The sequence below is a fragment of the Pseudomonas sp. 9AZ genome, assembly GCF_902506525.1.
GTDB lineage: Bacteria > Pseudomonadota > Gammaproteobacteria > Pseudomonadales > Pseudomonadaceae > Aquipseudomonas > Aquipseudomonas peli.
On record NZ_LR733840.1, the window covers coordinates 733283 to 748019 of the forward strand.

At 59.6% G+C, this 14737-nt stretch carries 13 protein-coding genes and 1 pseudogene; 5 read left to right on the top strand and 9 right to left on the bottom strand.

Annotated elements, in window-relative coordinates:
* Positions 1 to 134 precede the first annotated feature (134 nt).
* Positions 135 to 716 (top strand): annotated as a pseudogene (locus ALTER154_RS03555) (mechanosensitive ion channel family protein); the annotation flags it as partial.
* A gap of 320 nt (positions 717 to 1036) precedes the next feature.
* Complete coding sequence (gene leuA / locus ALTER154_RS03560) at positions 1037 to 2707, top strand: 2-isopropylmalate synthase (RefSeq protein ID WP_160085277.1); 1671 nt, start codon at positions 1037 to 1039, stop codon at positions 2705 to 2707.
* A gap of 53 nt (positions 2708 to 2760) precedes the next feature.
* Here leuA and ALTER154_RS03565 read toward each other — a convergent pair whose 3' ends face one another.
* Entirely contained in the window at positions 2761 to 3129 is a 369-nt protein-coding gene (locus ALTER154_RS03565; protein ID WP_275113183.1) for a helix-turn-helix domain-containing protein, read from the bottom strand.
* A 119-nt stretch (positions 3130 to 3248) separates the two neighbouring features.
* Between ALTER154_RS03565 and ALTER154_RS03570 the strand changes: the two genes are divergently transcribed.
* Entirely contained in the window at positions 3249 to 4349 is a 1101-nt protein-coding gene (locus ALTER154_RS03570) for an alkene reductase (protein WP_160085278.1), read from the top strand.
* Positions 4350 to 4466: 117 nt separating this feature from the next.
* Here ALTER154_RS03570 and ALTER154_RS03575 read toward each other — a convergent pair whose 3' ends face one another.
* Positions 4467 to 5540 carry an SDR family oxidoreductase gene (locus ALTER154_RS03575; protein ID WP_160085279.1) on the bottom strand — a complete coding sequence of 358 codons (1074 nt, stop codon included), beginning with the start codon at positions 5538 to 5540 and terminating at the stop codon, positions 4467 to 4469.
* Between the two features lie 76 nt (positions 5541 to 5616).
* Here ALTER154_RS03575 and ALTER154_RS03580 point away from each other — a divergent pair, with 76 nt between their 5' ends.
* Complete coding sequence (locus ALTER154_RS03580; RefSeq protein WP_160085280.1) at positions 5617 to 5991, top strand: MerR family transcriptional regulator; 375 nt, start codon at positions 5617 to 5619, stop codon at positions 5989 to 5991.
* Between the two features lie 85 nt (positions 5992 to 6076).
* A complete protein-coding gene (locus tag ALTER154_RS03585; RefSeq protein ID WP_218585075.1) occupies positions 6077 to 6832 on the top strand; it encodes an ABC transporter substrate-binding protein in 756 nt (251 codons plus the stop codon).
* A gap of 9 nt (positions 6833 to 6841) precedes the next feature.
* Here the strand turns inward: ALTER154_RS03585 and ALTER154_RS03590 are convergent, their stop codons facing one another.
* The 7 genes from ALTER154_RS03590 to ispG form a co-directional block, all read right to left on the bottom strand.
* A complete protein-coding gene (locus ALTER154_RS03590) occupies positions 6842 to 7636 on the bottom strand; it encodes an amidohydrolase (protein WP_160085281.1) in 795 nt (264 codons plus the stop codon).
* Positions 7624 to 8772 carry a pyridoxal phosphate-dependent aminotransferase gene (locus ALTER154_RS03595; RefSeq protein WP_160085282.1) on the bottom strand — a complete coding sequence of 383 codons (1149 nt, stop codon included), beginning with the start codon at positions 8770 to 8772 and terminating at the stop codon, positions 7624 to 7626. The genes ALTER154_RS03590 and ALTER154_RS03595 overlap by 13 nt, the downstream gene beginning before the upstream one ends.
* Before the next feature lie 120 nt (positions 8773 to 8892).
* Positions 8893 to 10365, bottom strand: a complete 1473-nt coding sequence (der, locus tag ALTER154_RS03600) for a ribosome biogenesis GTPase Der (protein ID WP_160085283.1) — start codon at positions 10363 to 10365, stop codon at positions 8893 to 8895.
* Positions 10366 to 10493: 128 nt separating this feature from the next.
* Positions 10494 to 11645, bottom strand: a complete 1152-nt coding sequence (gene bamB / locus ALTER154_RS03605) for an outer membrane protein assembly factor BamB (protein WP_160016427.1) — start codon at positions 11643 to 11645, stop codon at positions 10494 to 10496.
* Entirely contained in the window at positions 11638 to 12219 is a 582-nt protein-coding gene (locus ALTER154_RS03610; protein ID WP_256665680.1) for a tetratricopeptide repeat protein, read from the bottom strand. The genes bamB and ALTER154_RS03610 overlap by 8 nt, the downstream gene beginning before the upstream one ends.
* Positions 12220 to 12319: 100 nt before the next feature.
* Positions 12320 to 13609: a histidine--tRNA ligase gene (gene hisS, locus ALTER154_RS03615; protein WP_160085285.1), complete on the bottom strand. Its 1290-nt coding sequence runs from the start codon at positions 13607 to 13609 to the stop codon at positions 12320 to 12322.
* An 18-nt stretch (positions 13610 to 13627) separates the two neighbouring features.
* Positions 13628 to 14737, bottom strand: coding sequence for a flavodoxin-dependent (E)-4-hydroxy-3-methylbut-2-enyl-diphosphate synthase (gene ispG / locus ALTER154_RS03620; RefSeq protein ID WP_160085286.1), 1110 nt, complete (start codon positions 14735 to 14737; stop codon positions 13628 to 13630).

Here is a 14737-nt window from a genome sequence, read left to right on the forward strand (position 1 = left end):
AGCAGGTGGGCCGTAGTCCCGCCTTCAGTTTCAGCTAAGACGTCCCTCAAAAGTCCAAAAAACGGACAAATCGCAAAAAAGGTTAAGTGACTGATTTTACGATTATTGATGTGTCCATTTAAGGCAAGAGCTCACGCATACAGAACTGGGACAAAACCATCACCACCATCCCGACCAAACGCTTTATCAGCGACCCGTTCAAGAATTGGCGCGGGATGCAGGAGTCCGGTGGACGGCGAATCAAGCGCAGCCTGCTGCTTGACCAAACCAGCATCAGCTTCCTCAGCCCAGAGCAGATCACCCGCCTGCAGCGTTTTCTGCTGCTCGGCCAGTACCTGAACAGCAAGCAGAGCGAGCTGCTCAGCTGGAACAGCGCACTGGCAGAGGCCAGCCAGGAGCCGGCAAATACCCGGCGGGTCACCAACATCGGCACCTTCCGCGCTTACGTCGAGCACTACCTGCGTCAGCACCCTGGTATCCACCAGGAGATGACCCAGCTGGTCAGGCAAATGAACCCAACCGCAGACGGCCTGCCACTGGAACTCTACTGCTTCACCAACACCATCGTCTGGGCACGCTATGAGGCTATTCAGTCGGATATCTTCGACCACCTGCTGGCGATCCTTCCCGAGTTCGGTTTGCGGGTCTTCCAGCACCCGAGCGGGGCGGACATGCGTGAACTGAAACACAACCTGCTGCCTGGCTCTCAGCCTTGACGCCACAGCGGGCGGCCTAAACACCTGAGCCACCCGCAATCCAAACGCTTACCCACGACTTTTTACGCAAAATTAATCGCCTAAAAACACCTAAACCGCACTCAAACACCAATTTTTCAGCATTGCTTGCCAGCTTTGACCTCAGAGATTAGGGTGGCGCTATGAACACCTACCACACCCTTATTCTGCTGCGCCAACACGCCAACCTCTGCCTGGTGAGCCAGCGACTGCGTGGCTGAATTTTCACGCCCACGCCCTGCCCTGTTTTCTCAGTTTTTGCCCGGCTCGCCGCTTGCAGCCGCGCCACAAGGATCAACACCATGAGCATGCTTAAAGACCCGTCCAGCAAGTACCGCCCGTTCACCCAGATCCAGATTCCAGACCGTACCTGGCCAGACCAGATCATCGACAGGGCGCCGATCTGGCTGTCCACCGACCTGCGTGATGGCAACCAGTCGCTGATCGAGCCGATGGACGCCGAGAAGAAGATGCGCTTCTTCAAGTGCCTGCTGGCCGTGGGTCTGAAGGAAATCGAAGTCGGCTTCCCGTCCGCTTCGCAGACCGATTTCGACTTCGTTCGCGAGCTGATCGAAGGCGGCCACATCCCGGATGACGTGACCATCCAGGTGCTGACCCAGGCCCGTGACGACCTTATCGAGCGCACCTTCGAGTCGCTGAAAGGCGCGAAGAAGGCCATCGTCCACTACTACAACGCCTGTGCGCCGAGCTTCCGCAAAATTGTCTTCAACCAGGACAAGGCCGGTGTCAAAGCCATCGCCGTGGCTGCTGGCCAGACCATCAAGCGCCTGGCCGATGCTGCACCGGAAACCCAGTGGGGCTTCGAGTATTCGCCGGAAGTCTTCAGCAGCACCGAGATCGACTTCGCCGTCGAGGTGTGTAACGCGGTGATCAACGTGTTCCAGCCGACTCCGGCAAACAAGCTGATCCTTAACCTGCCAGCGACCATCGAGTGCGCCACACCGAATAACTACGCCGACCAGATTGAGTGGTTCGGCCGTCGCATCGACCGCCGTGACAGCGTGCTGATCAGCGTGCACACCCACAATGACCGTGGCACCGGCGTCGCCGCGTCCGAGCTGGCCGTGATGGCCGGCGCCGACCGCGTCGAAGGCTGCCTGTTCGGCAACGGCGAGCGCACCGGCAACGTCTGCCTGGTGACCCTGGCACTGAACCTCTACACCCAGGGCGTTGACCCCGAGCTGGACTTCTCCGACATCGACGCCGTGCGCAAGGTGGTCGAAGACTGCAACCAGATTCCGGTGCACCCGCGCCATCCGTACGTAGGTGACCTCGTACACACAGCCTTCTCCGGCTCGCACCAGGATGCGATCCGCAAAGGCTTCGCTCAGCAGCAGGCCGATGCAGTCTGGGAAGTGCCGTACCTGCCGATCGATCCGGCCGATATCGGCCGTGATTACGAGGCGGTGATCCGCGTCAACAGCCAGTCCGGCAAGGGCGGTATCACCTTCCTGCTCGAACAGGAATACGGCATCAACCTGCCGCGCCGTATGCAGATCGAATTCAGCCAGGTGGTGCAGAGGGAAACCGACCGCCTCGGCCTGGAGATGACCGCCGCGCAAATCTACACGTTGCTCGAAACCGAGTACCTGCAGGCCACCGCACCCTATGCCCTGAAAGGCCATCGCCTGCAGGAAGAAAACGGCACCAGCGCGGTCGATGTGGAAGTCATCAATGCCGGGGAAACCCAGCATTGGCGCGGGATCGGCAAAGGCCCGCTGGAAGCCCTGGTTGCCGGCCTGCCGGTAGACGTGGAAATCATGGACTACAGCGAGCACGCCATCGGCGCCGGCACTAATGCCAAAGCGGCGGCTTATATCGAGCTGCGCGTCAACGGCGGCCGCGCGCTGCACGGCGTGGGTATCGATGAAAACCTCACCACGGCGAGTTTCCGCGCGCTGTTTAGCGCGTTGAATCGCGCCCTCGGCCAGGCAGCAGAGCAAGCTGCCTGATAGGCACCGGGCGCTGGCGGACGCTCTCCGCTAGCGACCCGATACCCTACTGCTCATTCACTCTGCTGCTGCCAGTGACTACGCCCCCACTCACACATGGCAGCCAGCACCGGCTGCAACGTGGCACCATGCTCAGTCACGCAATATTCCACTCGCGGCGGTACCTCAGCGAATACAGTTCGGGTTAGCACGCCGACACGCTCCAATTCACGCAGCTGCTGAGTCAGCATCTTCTCGGTGATATCCGGCACCAACCGCTTCAGCTCTGAAAAGCGCAGTGGCCCGTTGAGTAGGCGATACACCAGCAGAGCCTTCCATTTGCCACCTATCACCTCCAAGGTGACATCCATCGGTGTGCTATAGACCTTATCGCCTTGCATCAGACGCTTGTTCTCAACCGTCCCGGCTTGTTGCTCAGCCATTAATGGTTACCTTTAAGTAAGTTACCGCCTTTATCGTACGTACTTCCTAAAAAGATTGCCACGCGCATAATAGCCGCCTTGGCCTATACAGCCACTTCGAAGACCTTGATGGAGGCTTTATGACGATTGAACACCTGCAAGCACCGCTGCAGCTTGGCGCTTTGACGCTGCCCAACCGCCTGGTGATGGCGCCCTTGACACGCCAGCGCAGTCTGCCGGGTAACGTCCCAGGCGAGCTGAATGCCAGCTACTACGCCCAGCGCGCCAACGCAGGCCTGATCATCAGTGAAGCCAGCCAGGTCTGCCCTGAAGGCCAAGGCTACGCCTGGACACCGGGCATCCACAGCGATGCGCAAGTGGCCGGCTGGCAGCAGGTCACCCAGGCAGTGCATAAAGCCGGCGGACGCATTTTCCTGCAGTTGTGGCATGTGGGTCGTATCTCCCATCCGCTGCTGCAACCGAACGGCGCCGACCCGGTAGCCCCTTCGGCCATCCAGGCTAAGGCCGAGTGCTATGTAGTCGAAGTTGACGGTAGCCACCACAAGGCTGCCACTGCCATGCCACGCGCACTGGAAGTGAGCGAGTTGCCAGGCGTTGTAAGCGCTTACGCTCACGGCAGTGAAAACGCGATCAAGGCCGGTTTCGATGGTGTTGAAGTGCATGCTGCTAACGGCTACCTGCTGGATCAGTTCCTCTGTTCCAATAGCAACCAGCGCACCGATGTCTATGGCGGCTCGGTGGAAAACCGCGCGCGCTTTGTACTTGAAGTACTGGACGCTACGGTGACTGCGGTCGGTGACAGCCGCAAGGTCGGCATCCGTATTTCGCCCATGGGTACCTTTGGCGATGTGCACGATGCCAATCCACTGGAGACCTTCAGCTACCTGGTCAGCCAACTCAATAGCCGCAACCTGGCCTACCTGCACGTCAACCGTCCGGATTGGCTGGGGGGCACCTTCCAGGGCTTTGATGATCTGCTGCGCGCCCTTCGCAACCTTTATAAGGGCACGCTGATTATTGCGGGTGGGCAGACAGCGGAAAGCGGTGAGCAGGCTATCGCCAACAACCTGGCTGACCTAGTCGCCTACGGCCGCCCCTATATCGCCAACCCAGACCTGCTGGCGCGCTTTAAAGCCGGGGCTGAACTCAACCCACTGGACGGCAACACCCTGTATGGCGGTGGGGCCGAGGGTTACACCGACTACCCAAGCATGAGCTAACTCCCCTGCTGCAACAAACGCCGGTGCTTGCCCGGCGCTTGTTGCCATGTGTCAGACAGCCACCTGGATGCGCTCGGCCCTTAAGCAGTTTAGATGGCAGGTAAATCGCGCAGCGCCTCAGCCATTAACTGCTGATGGCGTAGACACCAGGTAACGCGCGGTCATCCGCAAGGCTTGAGTTATATCGGGCCATACCAGCCTGTGGCGCTGAACCAGCGCATCCGTCGCAGCGGTATCGAAACGAGTGGTCTGGATAAAATCCAGCGACTCGGCATCGGTACGCAGCAACCGCGGCACACCCGGAATTTTTAGCAACGCCCGCAGCAAGGGAATCGACACATGCCGACTTGGCGCGCTGACGCCTAGCGTGTGGGCCAATTGCTGAAGCATGCCCTGCAGGTTGGGCGTCGCGGCATCCAGGGCGAGAATCTCCTGCCCGGCCTGCTGCTCATCAAAAGCCGCGGCCACGATCAGCTCGGCGAGAAAATCCACACTGACCAGCGGCAGCCAATGTGCTGTCGAGCCCGGTATTGCCCCGAGCAAACCGCCTGCCAGATTGCCGACCAGCCCAGCCAATGGCTGCGCCGGCAGAATATGCCCACTGCGGCTGTGACCGCATACAGTGGCCGGATGCACCACCGTCAGTGGCGCCTGCAGCTCAGCCATACGCGCGTGCACGCGAAAATGCGCCTCCAGCTTGCTGCCCTCATAGGCGCCAGTACGTTGATAGACCTTGTTCCAATCAGTGCGCTCGGGCCGCTGCAGCTCAATGCCGATGCGCTGTAGATGCTCATAATTCGCCAGCATAAAGCCGCCCACCATCAGCAGGCGACTGCCTTGCTGCGCCGCCAGCTCAGCCACAGCCAACGCGCCCTCGACATTGACCTGGCGCGCCTGCTCGGCAGCCAGCCCCCAGGCGAACTGCGCGCCCAGGTGAAACACCACAGCAGCCTGACGGACCTGCTCACGTGCAGTGCCATCTAGCCCCAGGTCAGCGCGCCCCAAGTCACCGGCCACCGCCGTCAGCAGCTCACCGCGGCCGCCCAATTGCTCAATTTGTGCGCGCAAGGCCGGCAAGGTTTGCGGCTGGCGCATCAGCAGCGTCGCCGAATGGCCCTGACGAGTCAGTAGCGCCAGAAGATGCTGACCGATAAAGCCGCTGCCGCCGGTTACCAAACAGTGTTTGTTCATGATCAATCCACCCGAACCATTAGTGACCCGAGCAGGCTAAACTGTCGAGCACACTCTACAGTCAAGCGAGATTTTCATGCGCATAGGCGAACTGGAAAAACGCAGCGGCGCTAGCCGTCACACCCTGCGTTATTACGAAAGCCTGGGGCTGATCAGCGCCCTGCGGCGCGACAACAATTACCGCGAATACAGCCAGCAAACGCTCAATGACCTGGGTTTTATCCAGCAGGCGCAGGGCATGGGCTTTTCCCTCGGTGAGATCGGCGAAATCCTCAAAGCCCGGCGCGAGCAACAGCTCGACTGCGCCCAGGGCGCCGAGCTGGTAAGCCGTAAGCTGGTTGAGGTGGAGCAGAAACTTGCCGACCTGCAGCAGCTGCGCGATTTTCTGCGCAGTGAGAAACTGCGCCTGGAAGCCAGCGCCGCCGAACAGAAGCCCACTGCAGCTGGCTAAATCAACCTGGAAATTCAGACCAAGTGCACGGCGAGCGAACAGGCGATCACTACACTGACGTCATGGATCGCAGGAGCACCTGACCATGCGTTCACTGACACACTGGATGTGCACCCTCAGCCTGCCGCTGCTGCTCGCCTGCAGCGCAAATGGCCTCGCGGCCACTGTGCTCATGGCCTTCGGTGAAAAGATTCCGCCCTTCTGCTTTCCAGAGAGTGACAGCGGTATCGAGCTGGAAGTGATTGGCGAAGCCCTGGCCTTTCGCGGCCACAAACTCGAACCCCGCTACTTTCCTCTGGCCCGCGTGCCACTGGCGTTTCGCAAAGGTGAAGTGGATGCGGCCATGACTGACCTGGGTCAGGACCTTGCCGCTGTAAGTGGCCACTACGGCAACCCAGCGGTGATCTACTACAACGTGTTTGTCAGCCTGAAAGGCCGGCGCTTCGACATCCAGAAGCCCGAGGACATCAAGGGCCTTAGCATCGTGGCCTTTCAGGGCGCCGCCCAGCGCTACCCCGAATGGTTGGCCGCCAGCCAGAAAGATGGCCTGTACTTCGAGCAGAACAATCAGGAGCTCCAGGTGCTTGGCCTAAACAAGGGCCGTTACGATCTGGTACTGAGTGATCGCAGCATCTATCGCTATTTCGAACTGCTGCTTGAACGCACCACCCTGTTCAAGGCCAAAACCATCGCCATGCACCAGTTCGTCGAGGAAGACCCGCAGAACTACCGACCGGTATTTCGCGACCCGCAGATCCGCGACGACTTCAATGCCGGCCTCGCCCAACTCAAGGCCAGCGGCCGCTACCAGGCGATCTACGACCACTACCTAAAGCAGTGAAACCACCCATCAGTCAGCCAGGGTAAAAGAATCCGCATCGCGATAAGCCGGGAAACGCTCACGGTAAGCGGCCAACTCGGCAGCTTTGAGGGTTACCCGAAAGACGCCATCCACCGCGCCCGGCTCCAGCAGCGGCTCTCCCTGAAAATCCAGCACCTGGCTATCGCCGCTGTAGGCATGGCCCTTGCCGTCCTCGCCTATGCGGTTTACCGCCGCGACATAACAGAGGTTTTCGATCGCTCGCGCTGGCAACAGGCGGTTCCAGTGGAGGCGCCGTGCGGCTGGCCAGTTGGCGGTGTAGAGCAGCAGGTCGGTGGTCTGTGGATCGCGGCTCCACACCGGGAAACGCAGGTCGTAGCAGATCAGTGGGCGCACCTGCCAGCCGTTGACCTCCAGCAGCACCTGCTCAGTGCCAGCGCTGTAGTGCTTGTGCTCACCTGCCATGCGAAACAGATGACGTTTGTCATACCGCGCCAGAGTACCATCCGGGCGTGCCCAGAGCAGGCGGTTGCGGTAGGAACCATCAACGGTTTGGATAATCAGGCTGCCAGTGACTACAGCCTGCAGCGACTGAGCCTGCTCGCGCAGCCACTGGCTGGTTGGGCCATCTTCTGGTTCGGCCAACGCGGCGGAGTCCATGGAGAACCCCGTGCTGAACATCTCTGGCAGCACGATCAGGTTGGCACCGCGTGCCTGCTCCAGCAGGGATGCAAAATGCGCACGATTGGCGGCTGGGTCCTGCCAGGCCATGGTGGTCTGGATCAGCGCCAGTTCGAGGTCGGGCAACAGGCTTAGATCGCGCATAGTTTATCCGCCGCCTGGCGCAGGGTTTCTTCACGCTTAGCGAAGCAGAAACGCACCAGACGCAAATCCGCAGGTGGGCTCTGATAGAACACCGACACCGGAATCGCCGCCACACCATGTTCGCGGGTCAGCCATTCGGCCATGGCCACATCATCCAGATCACTGCGAATCGCCGAGTAATCGACCAACTGGAAATAGGTACCGGCGGCGCGGGTGAAGGTAAAGCGCGAGCCGGCCAGCAGGTCGCAGAACAGATCACGCTTGGCCTGATAGAACGCAGGCAGCTCTTCGACGTGCTCGGGATGCTCAGCCATATAGTCGGCCAGGGCCCACTGCAGCGGCGTCACGCCACAGAAGCTGACGTATTGGTGAACCTTGCGCAGCTCGGCGCTCAAGGCTGGCGGCGCCACGACATAGCCGGTTTTCCAGCCGGTGACGTGGTAGGTCTTGCCGAACGAGCTGACCACAAAGGCACGCTGATACAGCTCGTCATGGGCCAGAACGCTAGCGTGCTGGATACCATCGAACACCAGATGCTCGTAAACCTCGTCGCTGATCAGGTAGATATCGCGCTCGCGGATCAGGCCCGCCAGCTGGTCCAACTCAGCCCGTGAAATCAGCGCGCCGCTAGGGTTGTGCGGGCTGTTGAGGATAATCAGGCGAGTCTTGTCGCTCAGCGCATCCTGCAGGCGCTGCCAGTCGATGGAGAAACCCGGCAAGGCCAGTGGCACATGCACGCAGCGCCCGCCTGCCAGCTCGACTGAGGGCTCGTAGCTGTCGTAACTGGGATCGAAGACAATGACTTCGTCGTCAGGCTGAATCAGCGTTTGGATGGCGCAGAAGATGCCTTGGGTAGCACCGGGAACGATGGTGACTTCAGTATCGGCACTGACAGTGCGGCCATAACTGCGGGCAATCTTCGCAGCCACCTGCTCGCGCAGCGCTGGTAAGCCAGTCATCGGCGCATACTGGTTATGCCCAGCAGCAATATGTCGGCCGACCGCATCACGCAGCGCCTGCGGCCCATCGAAATCCGGAAAGCCTTGGGACAGATTGAGCGCGCCGGTTTCCACGGCGAGCTGCGACATGCGGGTAAAGATGGTGGTGCCGACGTTCGGCAGTTTGCTGATAAGCATCGAGGCAATATTCCTGGGCCAAGCGCCGAGTTTGAGCGCTAGTGATGCGGCAGGATAGCCGATACCCCAGAGACGCAAAAGGCACCCGAAGGTGCCTTTATAGAGCGTTTAAATCCAAGCTTAGCGCTTGTCTTTGCGCTTTTTCTCAGCCTTCTTGTGGTGGCTCATCAGGCGGCGCTTCTTGTTCACCTGACGATCCGTGAGGGTATTCTTATTGCCCTCATAGGGGTTATCACCGCCCTTGAACTCGATACGGATCGGCGTACCGACCAGCTTAAGCACGCGGCGGTAGGTGTTTTCCAGGTAGCGGATATAGGACTTGGGTACCGCCTCGACCTGGTTGCCGTGGATCACGATCAGCGGCGGGTTGGCACCACCGAGGTGGGCATAGCGCAACTTGATGCGGCGATTGTTGACCATGGGCGGCGCATGATCGCTGACGGCGTCTTCAAGAATCGTGGTCAGACGGTTGGTCGGCCAGCGGGTGATTGCCGACTTGAACGAGGCCTGCACCGACTTGTACAGGTTGCCCACGCCAGTGCCGTGCAGCGCCGAGATAAAGTGAATATCGGCAAAGTCGACGAAGAACAGCCGGCGTTGCAGCTCGACTTTCACGTAATCGCGCTCGCTCGGCTCCATGCCGTCCCATTTGTTCAGGGCAATTACCAGGGCGCGGCCGCTTTCCAGCACGAAGCCAAGCAGGTTGAGGTCGTGATCGACCACACCTTCGCGGGCATCCATGACGAATACCACGACGTTGGAATCCTGGATCGCCTGCAGGGTCTTGACCACCGAGAACTTTTCCACCGCCTCGAAGATCTTGCCGCGGCGACGCACGCCGGCGGTATCGATCAGGGTGTACTTCTCGTCATCGCGCTCGAACGGGATGTAGATGCTGTCGCGGGTAGTACCGGCCTGGTCATAAACGATAACCCGCTCTTCACCGAGCATGCGATTAACCAGAGTCGACTTGCCGACGTTCGGCCGGCCGATGATGGCCAGCTTGATGCCGTCCTTCTCGCTCGGGCCGGGAATACGCTTGGCTTCCTGACCTTCGAGAACGATCTCTTCTTCCTCGCCCTCTTCCGGCTCGGTGGCATCCTTGGGGAAGGAGCCCAGCACGGCTTCGAGCATCTGAGTGATACCGCGACCGTGAGCACCGGCAATCGCCAGGGACTCGCCCATGCCCATGCTGGAGAACTCAGCGCGGGCCAAGTCGGCGTCGATATTGTCGACCTTGTTGATGACCAGGAAGCTGCGCTTGTTACGGCGACGCAGGTGCTCACCAATCATCTGATCGGAAGCGGACAACCCGGCGCGGGCATCCACCAGAAACAGCACGGCATCCGCTTCTTCGATGGCTTGCAGCGACTGCTCGGCCATCTTCGCGTCAATGCCTTCCTCGTCACCGGAAATACCACCAGTGTCGATGACGATATAGGTTCGCCCCTGCCACTTGGCCTCGCCGTACTGGCGATCACGGGTCAGACCAGACAGGTCGCCGACAATCGCGTCACGGGACTTGGTCAAGCGGTTAAACAGGGTGGACTTGCCGACGTTCGGGCGGCCCACCAGGGCAATTACGGGAACCATTAGGCTCTCCACTTCGTTATTTCAGAAAATACAAAAGCCGCTGCAGGGGCAGCGGCCGGAATTCATTACGCTGGCTATGCTGCACAACCCTAGGTGCTGTGCAGCATAGCCAACGCGTCAGCGAGCGATCACTTGATGGTCAGAGCCACCAGATTGCCGCCGTTGCCGTAGGCATACAGCCAATCACCCACGACCAGCGGACGGGCACGCAGGCCGTCGCTGTCGATACGCGTACGGCCGACAAAACGACCGTCCACCTGGCTGACCAGGTGCAGATAACCTTCCAGGTCACCGAACGCGATATAGCTGGAGAACACTTCCGGAGCCGACAACTGGCGGCGAGCCAGGGCATCGTTACTCCACAAGGCCGAAGCCGAACGCTCGTCGATACCTTCAACGGTACCGCTGGCCAGGCTTACGTAAACACTGCCGTAACCCTGAGCAACACCAACCGAACTGGACGCTTCGCGCTGCCAGAGGATACGACCGCTTTCCAGATCCAGCGCCGCAACACGCCCCTGGTAGCTGACGGCGTAAAGGGTGCCAGCCGAGAGCAGCAGACCACCGTCGATATCGACTACGCGATCCAGTTCGGAACGGCCCTGCGGCACAGCCACACGTTGTTCCCAGACTGGAATACCACGCTGAGCATCCAGCGCAATCACCTTGCCGGTGGACAGGCCGGCGATCGCCAGGCGGTTGGTCAGCACCGGGCTACCAGTGCCGCGCAGGGTCAGTACTGCCGGGGTGTTTTCAAAGATCCAACGCTGCTCACCGGTGTTCATGTCCAGGGCGATCAGACGGTCATCCTGAGTCTGTACCAGCACCACGTCGCCGTTCAGCGCAGGCGGAGCCAGCACTTCACTGGTCACGCGGGCGCGCCATTTCTCTTCACCACTGGCAGTGTCGAGGGCGATGATCTCGCCTTTGAGCGTACCAACCACAACCAGGCCATAGCCTGCACCGACGGCGCCGGACACCGGGAGCTCCAGGTCGGCTTTCCAGATGACCTTGCCGGTCATGCGGTCCATGGCCACAACCAGGCCTTCGACATCGGCGGCATAAATCTGCTCACCATCAATCGCCGGTACCAGCATGTTGAAGGACTCGCCCTGGCCGTCGCCAATCGAACGACTCCATTCTTTCTGCAGGCTAACCTCTTCCTCAAACTTGGGCAGATCGGCCGGTGGCAGTTCCTTCTTGCTATTGCTGCTGCAACCTACGGCCAGAACGGCCAGGGCCAGCAGTGCGGCATTCTTCCAGCGCATCACGTCACGCATCCCCTTTTGCCAGATCATCCAGCTTCATTTGCAGACCACCGACAGCGGCGTCTTCAGAGAGCGCAGCCTTGGCTTTTTCGTAAGCGGCATGCGCGTCATCGGCACGGCCGAGTTGCACCAGCAGGTCACCTTTGAGTTCTTCACGGCTGGCGACAAAGGCCGGCGCAACCTTGGCATCCAGTAGCTTCAGGGCATCTTCAACTTTGTCCTGCGCAGCCAGTACGCGCGCCAGGCGCTGACGGGCCAGCTCAGCCAGACTTTCATCGGCCGGTTTGTCGACAATGGCCTGCAACTCGCTAGCAGCGTCGTCCAGTTTGCCGGCCTCAACTGCAACCTTGGCCACAAATAGTCTGCCGTACTGCGCGTAATGGGTACCGGCAAAATCTTTTTTCAGCGTGTTGGCCAGTTCTGCAACTTTGCTCGCATCGGGCTTGCCGCTCGGGTCCAGCGCAGCTTCAAGCAACTGCTGATACACCAGCGAGGCGCCCTGGGACTGATTAGCCTGGTATTTCTGCCAGCCCTGCCAGCCGAACACCACCACCAAGGCCAGCGCAACACCGGTCAGCAATGGCATGCCATTGCGCTGCCACCAGTCCTTGATTACCGCCAGTTCTTCATCATCAGTACGCGAAACCACCCCAACACTCCTATTCGCTAAATCACTCAACAGGCGCTCAGGCCTGATCGGCGCTGGTCGCCAAATGGTCGGCCAATGCCGACCACGCAATACTTTGTTGCTCGCCCTGACCGCGCAGCGGTTTGCAACCTACCACTTGCTGGGCCAATTCGTCTTCACCCAAGATCAAGGCGTACAAGGCGCCACTCTTGTCGGCTTTCTTGAACTGACTCTTGAAGCTACCCGCCCCGGCATTCACCTGCAGACGCAGGTTTGGCAGCTGGTCACGCAGTCGCTCGCTCAAGGCCAGCGCAGCCAGTTCAGCAGGCTCGCCAAAGGCACACAGGTAAACGTCGACCGTACGGGCGATTTCAGCCGGTACTTTACCTAGAGTTTCGAGCAACAGCACCAAACGTTCGATACCCATGGCAAAACCCACGCCTGGCGTCGGTTTGCCACCCATCTGCTCAACCAGGCCATCGTAACGGCCACCCGCGCACACTGTGCCCTGGGAACCGAGCTGATCAGTCACCCACTCGAACACGGTCTTGCTGTAGTAATCCAGCCCACGCACCAGCTTGGGATTGATCACGTAAGGCACACCTGCCGCATCCAGACGGGCTTTAAGCCCCTCGAAATGCACGCGCGACTCTTCGTCCAGGTAATCCGCCAGCTTCGGCGCATTGACCAACAGCGCCTGCGTTTCCGGAGCCTTGCTGTCGAGCACGCGCAGCGGATTGGTGTGCATACGGCGACGGCTGTCTTCGTCCAGCTGATCGGCATGAGCCGTCAGGAACTCGACCAATGCATCACGGTAAACGGCACGCGCGGCACTGGTGCCCAGGCTGTTGAGCTCGAGCTTCACCGCATCGCGAATACCCAGCAGGCCCCACAGGCGCCAAGTCAGCACGATCAACTCGGCGTCGATATCCGGGCCGTCGATGTTGAAGACCTCTACACCAATCTGGTGAAACTGGCGGTAACGGCCTTTCTGCGGACGTTCGTGGCGAAACATCGGGCCGATGTACCAGAGTTTCTGGGTCTGGCCACCGCCGGACAGGCCATGCTCAAGCACCGCGCGGACACAGGCAGCAGTACCTTCCGGACGCAGCGTCAGGGAATCACCGTTGCGGTCGTCGAAGGTGTACATCTCTTTTTCAACGATATCGGTGACTTCACCAATAGAACGTTTGAACAGCTCGGTGAACTCAACGATCGGCATACGAATTTGCCGATAGCCGTAACCGTCCAACAGACTGGCGACGGTACCTTCAAAATAACGCCAAAGCGGAGTCTGCTCGGGCAGGATATCGTTCATGCCACGAATGGCTTGCAGGGGCTTGCTCACTTCAATTCCTTAGCAGTCTTAGCTGCGCACGATGACCGCGGCGTCAGCAGCAACCTTATCGGCTGCTTTCTGGCGGATCAGCTTTTCCAGCTCATCAACCAGGTTGTCATTACCCAGCTTGTGCGCCGGTTTGCCATCGATATAGATCAGGTTGGGCGAACCACCGGTCAGGCCAATATGGGCTTCCTTGGCTTCGCCTGGGCCGTTGACGACACAGCCGATGACCGCAACATCCAGCGGTACCAAAAGGTCTTCAACGCGCTGCTCCAGCTCGTTCATGGTTTTCACCACGTCGAAGTTCTGCCGTGAGCAGCTTGGGCAGGCGATGAAGTTGATGCCACGGGAACGCAGACGCAGGGATTTGAGGATGTCGTAGCCGACCTTGATCTCTTCCACCGGATCGGCGGCCAGAGAGATACGAATGGTATCGCCGATGCCCTCAGCCAGCAGCATGCCCAGTCCGACCGCCGATTTCACGGTACCCGAACGTAGACCACCCGCTTCAGTGATACCCAGGTGCAACGGTTGTTCAATCTGCTTGGCCAACAGGCGATAGGCTTCGACGGCCATAAACACGTCAGAGGCCTTTACGCTGACCTTGAAGTCGGGAAAATTCAGACGATCCAAATGCTCAACATGACGCAGGGCCGACTCAACCAATGCCGCGGGTGTGGGTTCGCCATATTTCTTTTGCAGGTCCTTTTCCAAGGACCCGGCATTGACTCCGATGCGAATCGGAATACCTTTATCGCGCGCCGCCTCGACTACTGCGCGCACACGGTCTTCACGGCCAATATTACCTGGGTTGATACGCAGGCAATCGACGCCAAGCTCGGCTACGCGCAAGGCAATCTGATAGTCGAAGTGAATATCGGCCACCAGCGGCACACGCACCTGCTGTTTAATCTTGCCGAAAGCTTCGGCTGCATCCATATCCGGCACCGAGACACGCACGATATCCGCGCCTGCATCTTCGAGGCGACGAATCTGCGCCACGGTGGCTGCTACATCATTGGTGTCGCTGTTGGTCATGCTCTGCACGGCGATGGGCGCATCACCACCCACCGGCACAGAGCCAACCCAGATTTTACGTGAAACACGCCGCTTGATCGGTGATTCACAATGCAT

Bases quoted from the DNA above. Each gene is read 5' to 3' on its own strand.
- ALTER154_RS03565 (WP_275113183.1), bottom strand. From the start codon at position 3,129: ATGGCTGAGCAACAAGCCGGGACGGTTGAGAACAAGCGTCTGATGCAA.
- leuA (WP_160085277.1), top strand. From the start codon at position 1,037: ATGAGCATGCTTAAAGACCCGTCCAGCAAGTACCGCCCGTTCACCCAG.
- ALTER154_RS03595 (WP_160085282.1), bottom strand. From the start codon at position 8,772: ATGCTTATCAGCAAACTGCCGAACGTCGGCACCACCATCTTTACCCGC.
- ALTER154_RS03590 (WP_160085281.1), bottom strand. From the start codon at position 7,636: ATGCGCGATCTAAGCCTGTTGCCCGACCTCGAACTGGCGCTGATCCAG.
- ALTER154_RS03585 (WP_218585075.1), top strand. From the start codon at position 6,077: ATGCGTTCACTGACACACTGGATGTGCACCCTCAGCCTGCCGCTGCTG.
- ALTER154_RS03610 (WP_256665680.1), bottom strand. From the start codon at position 12,219: ATGCCATTGCTGACCGGTGTTGCGCTGGCCTTGGTGGTGGTGTTCGGC.
- ispG (WP_160085286.1), bottom strand. From the start codon at position 14,737: ATGCATTGTGAATCACCGATCAAGCGGCGTGTTTCACGTAAAATCTGG.
- der (WP_160085283.1), bottom strand. From the start codon at position 10,365: ATGGTTCCCGTAATTGCCCTGGTGGGCCGCCCGAACGTCGGCAAGTCC.
- bamB (WP_160016427.1), bottom strand. From the start codon at position 11,645: ATGCGTGACGTGATGCGCTGGAAGAATGCCGCACTGCTGGCCCTGGCC.
- ALTER154_RS03580 (WP_160085280.1), top strand. From the start codon at position 5,617: ATGCGCATAGGCGAACTGGAAAAACGCAGCGGCGCTAGCCGTCACACC.
- ALTER154_RS03570 (WP_160085278.1), top strand. From the start codon at position 3,249: ATGACGATTGAACACCTGCAAGCACCGCTGCAGCTTGGCGCTTTGACG.
- ALTER154_RS03575 (WP_160085279.1), bottom strand. From the start codon at position 5,540: ATGAACAAACACTGTTTGGTAACCGGCGGCAGCGGCTTTATCGGTCAG.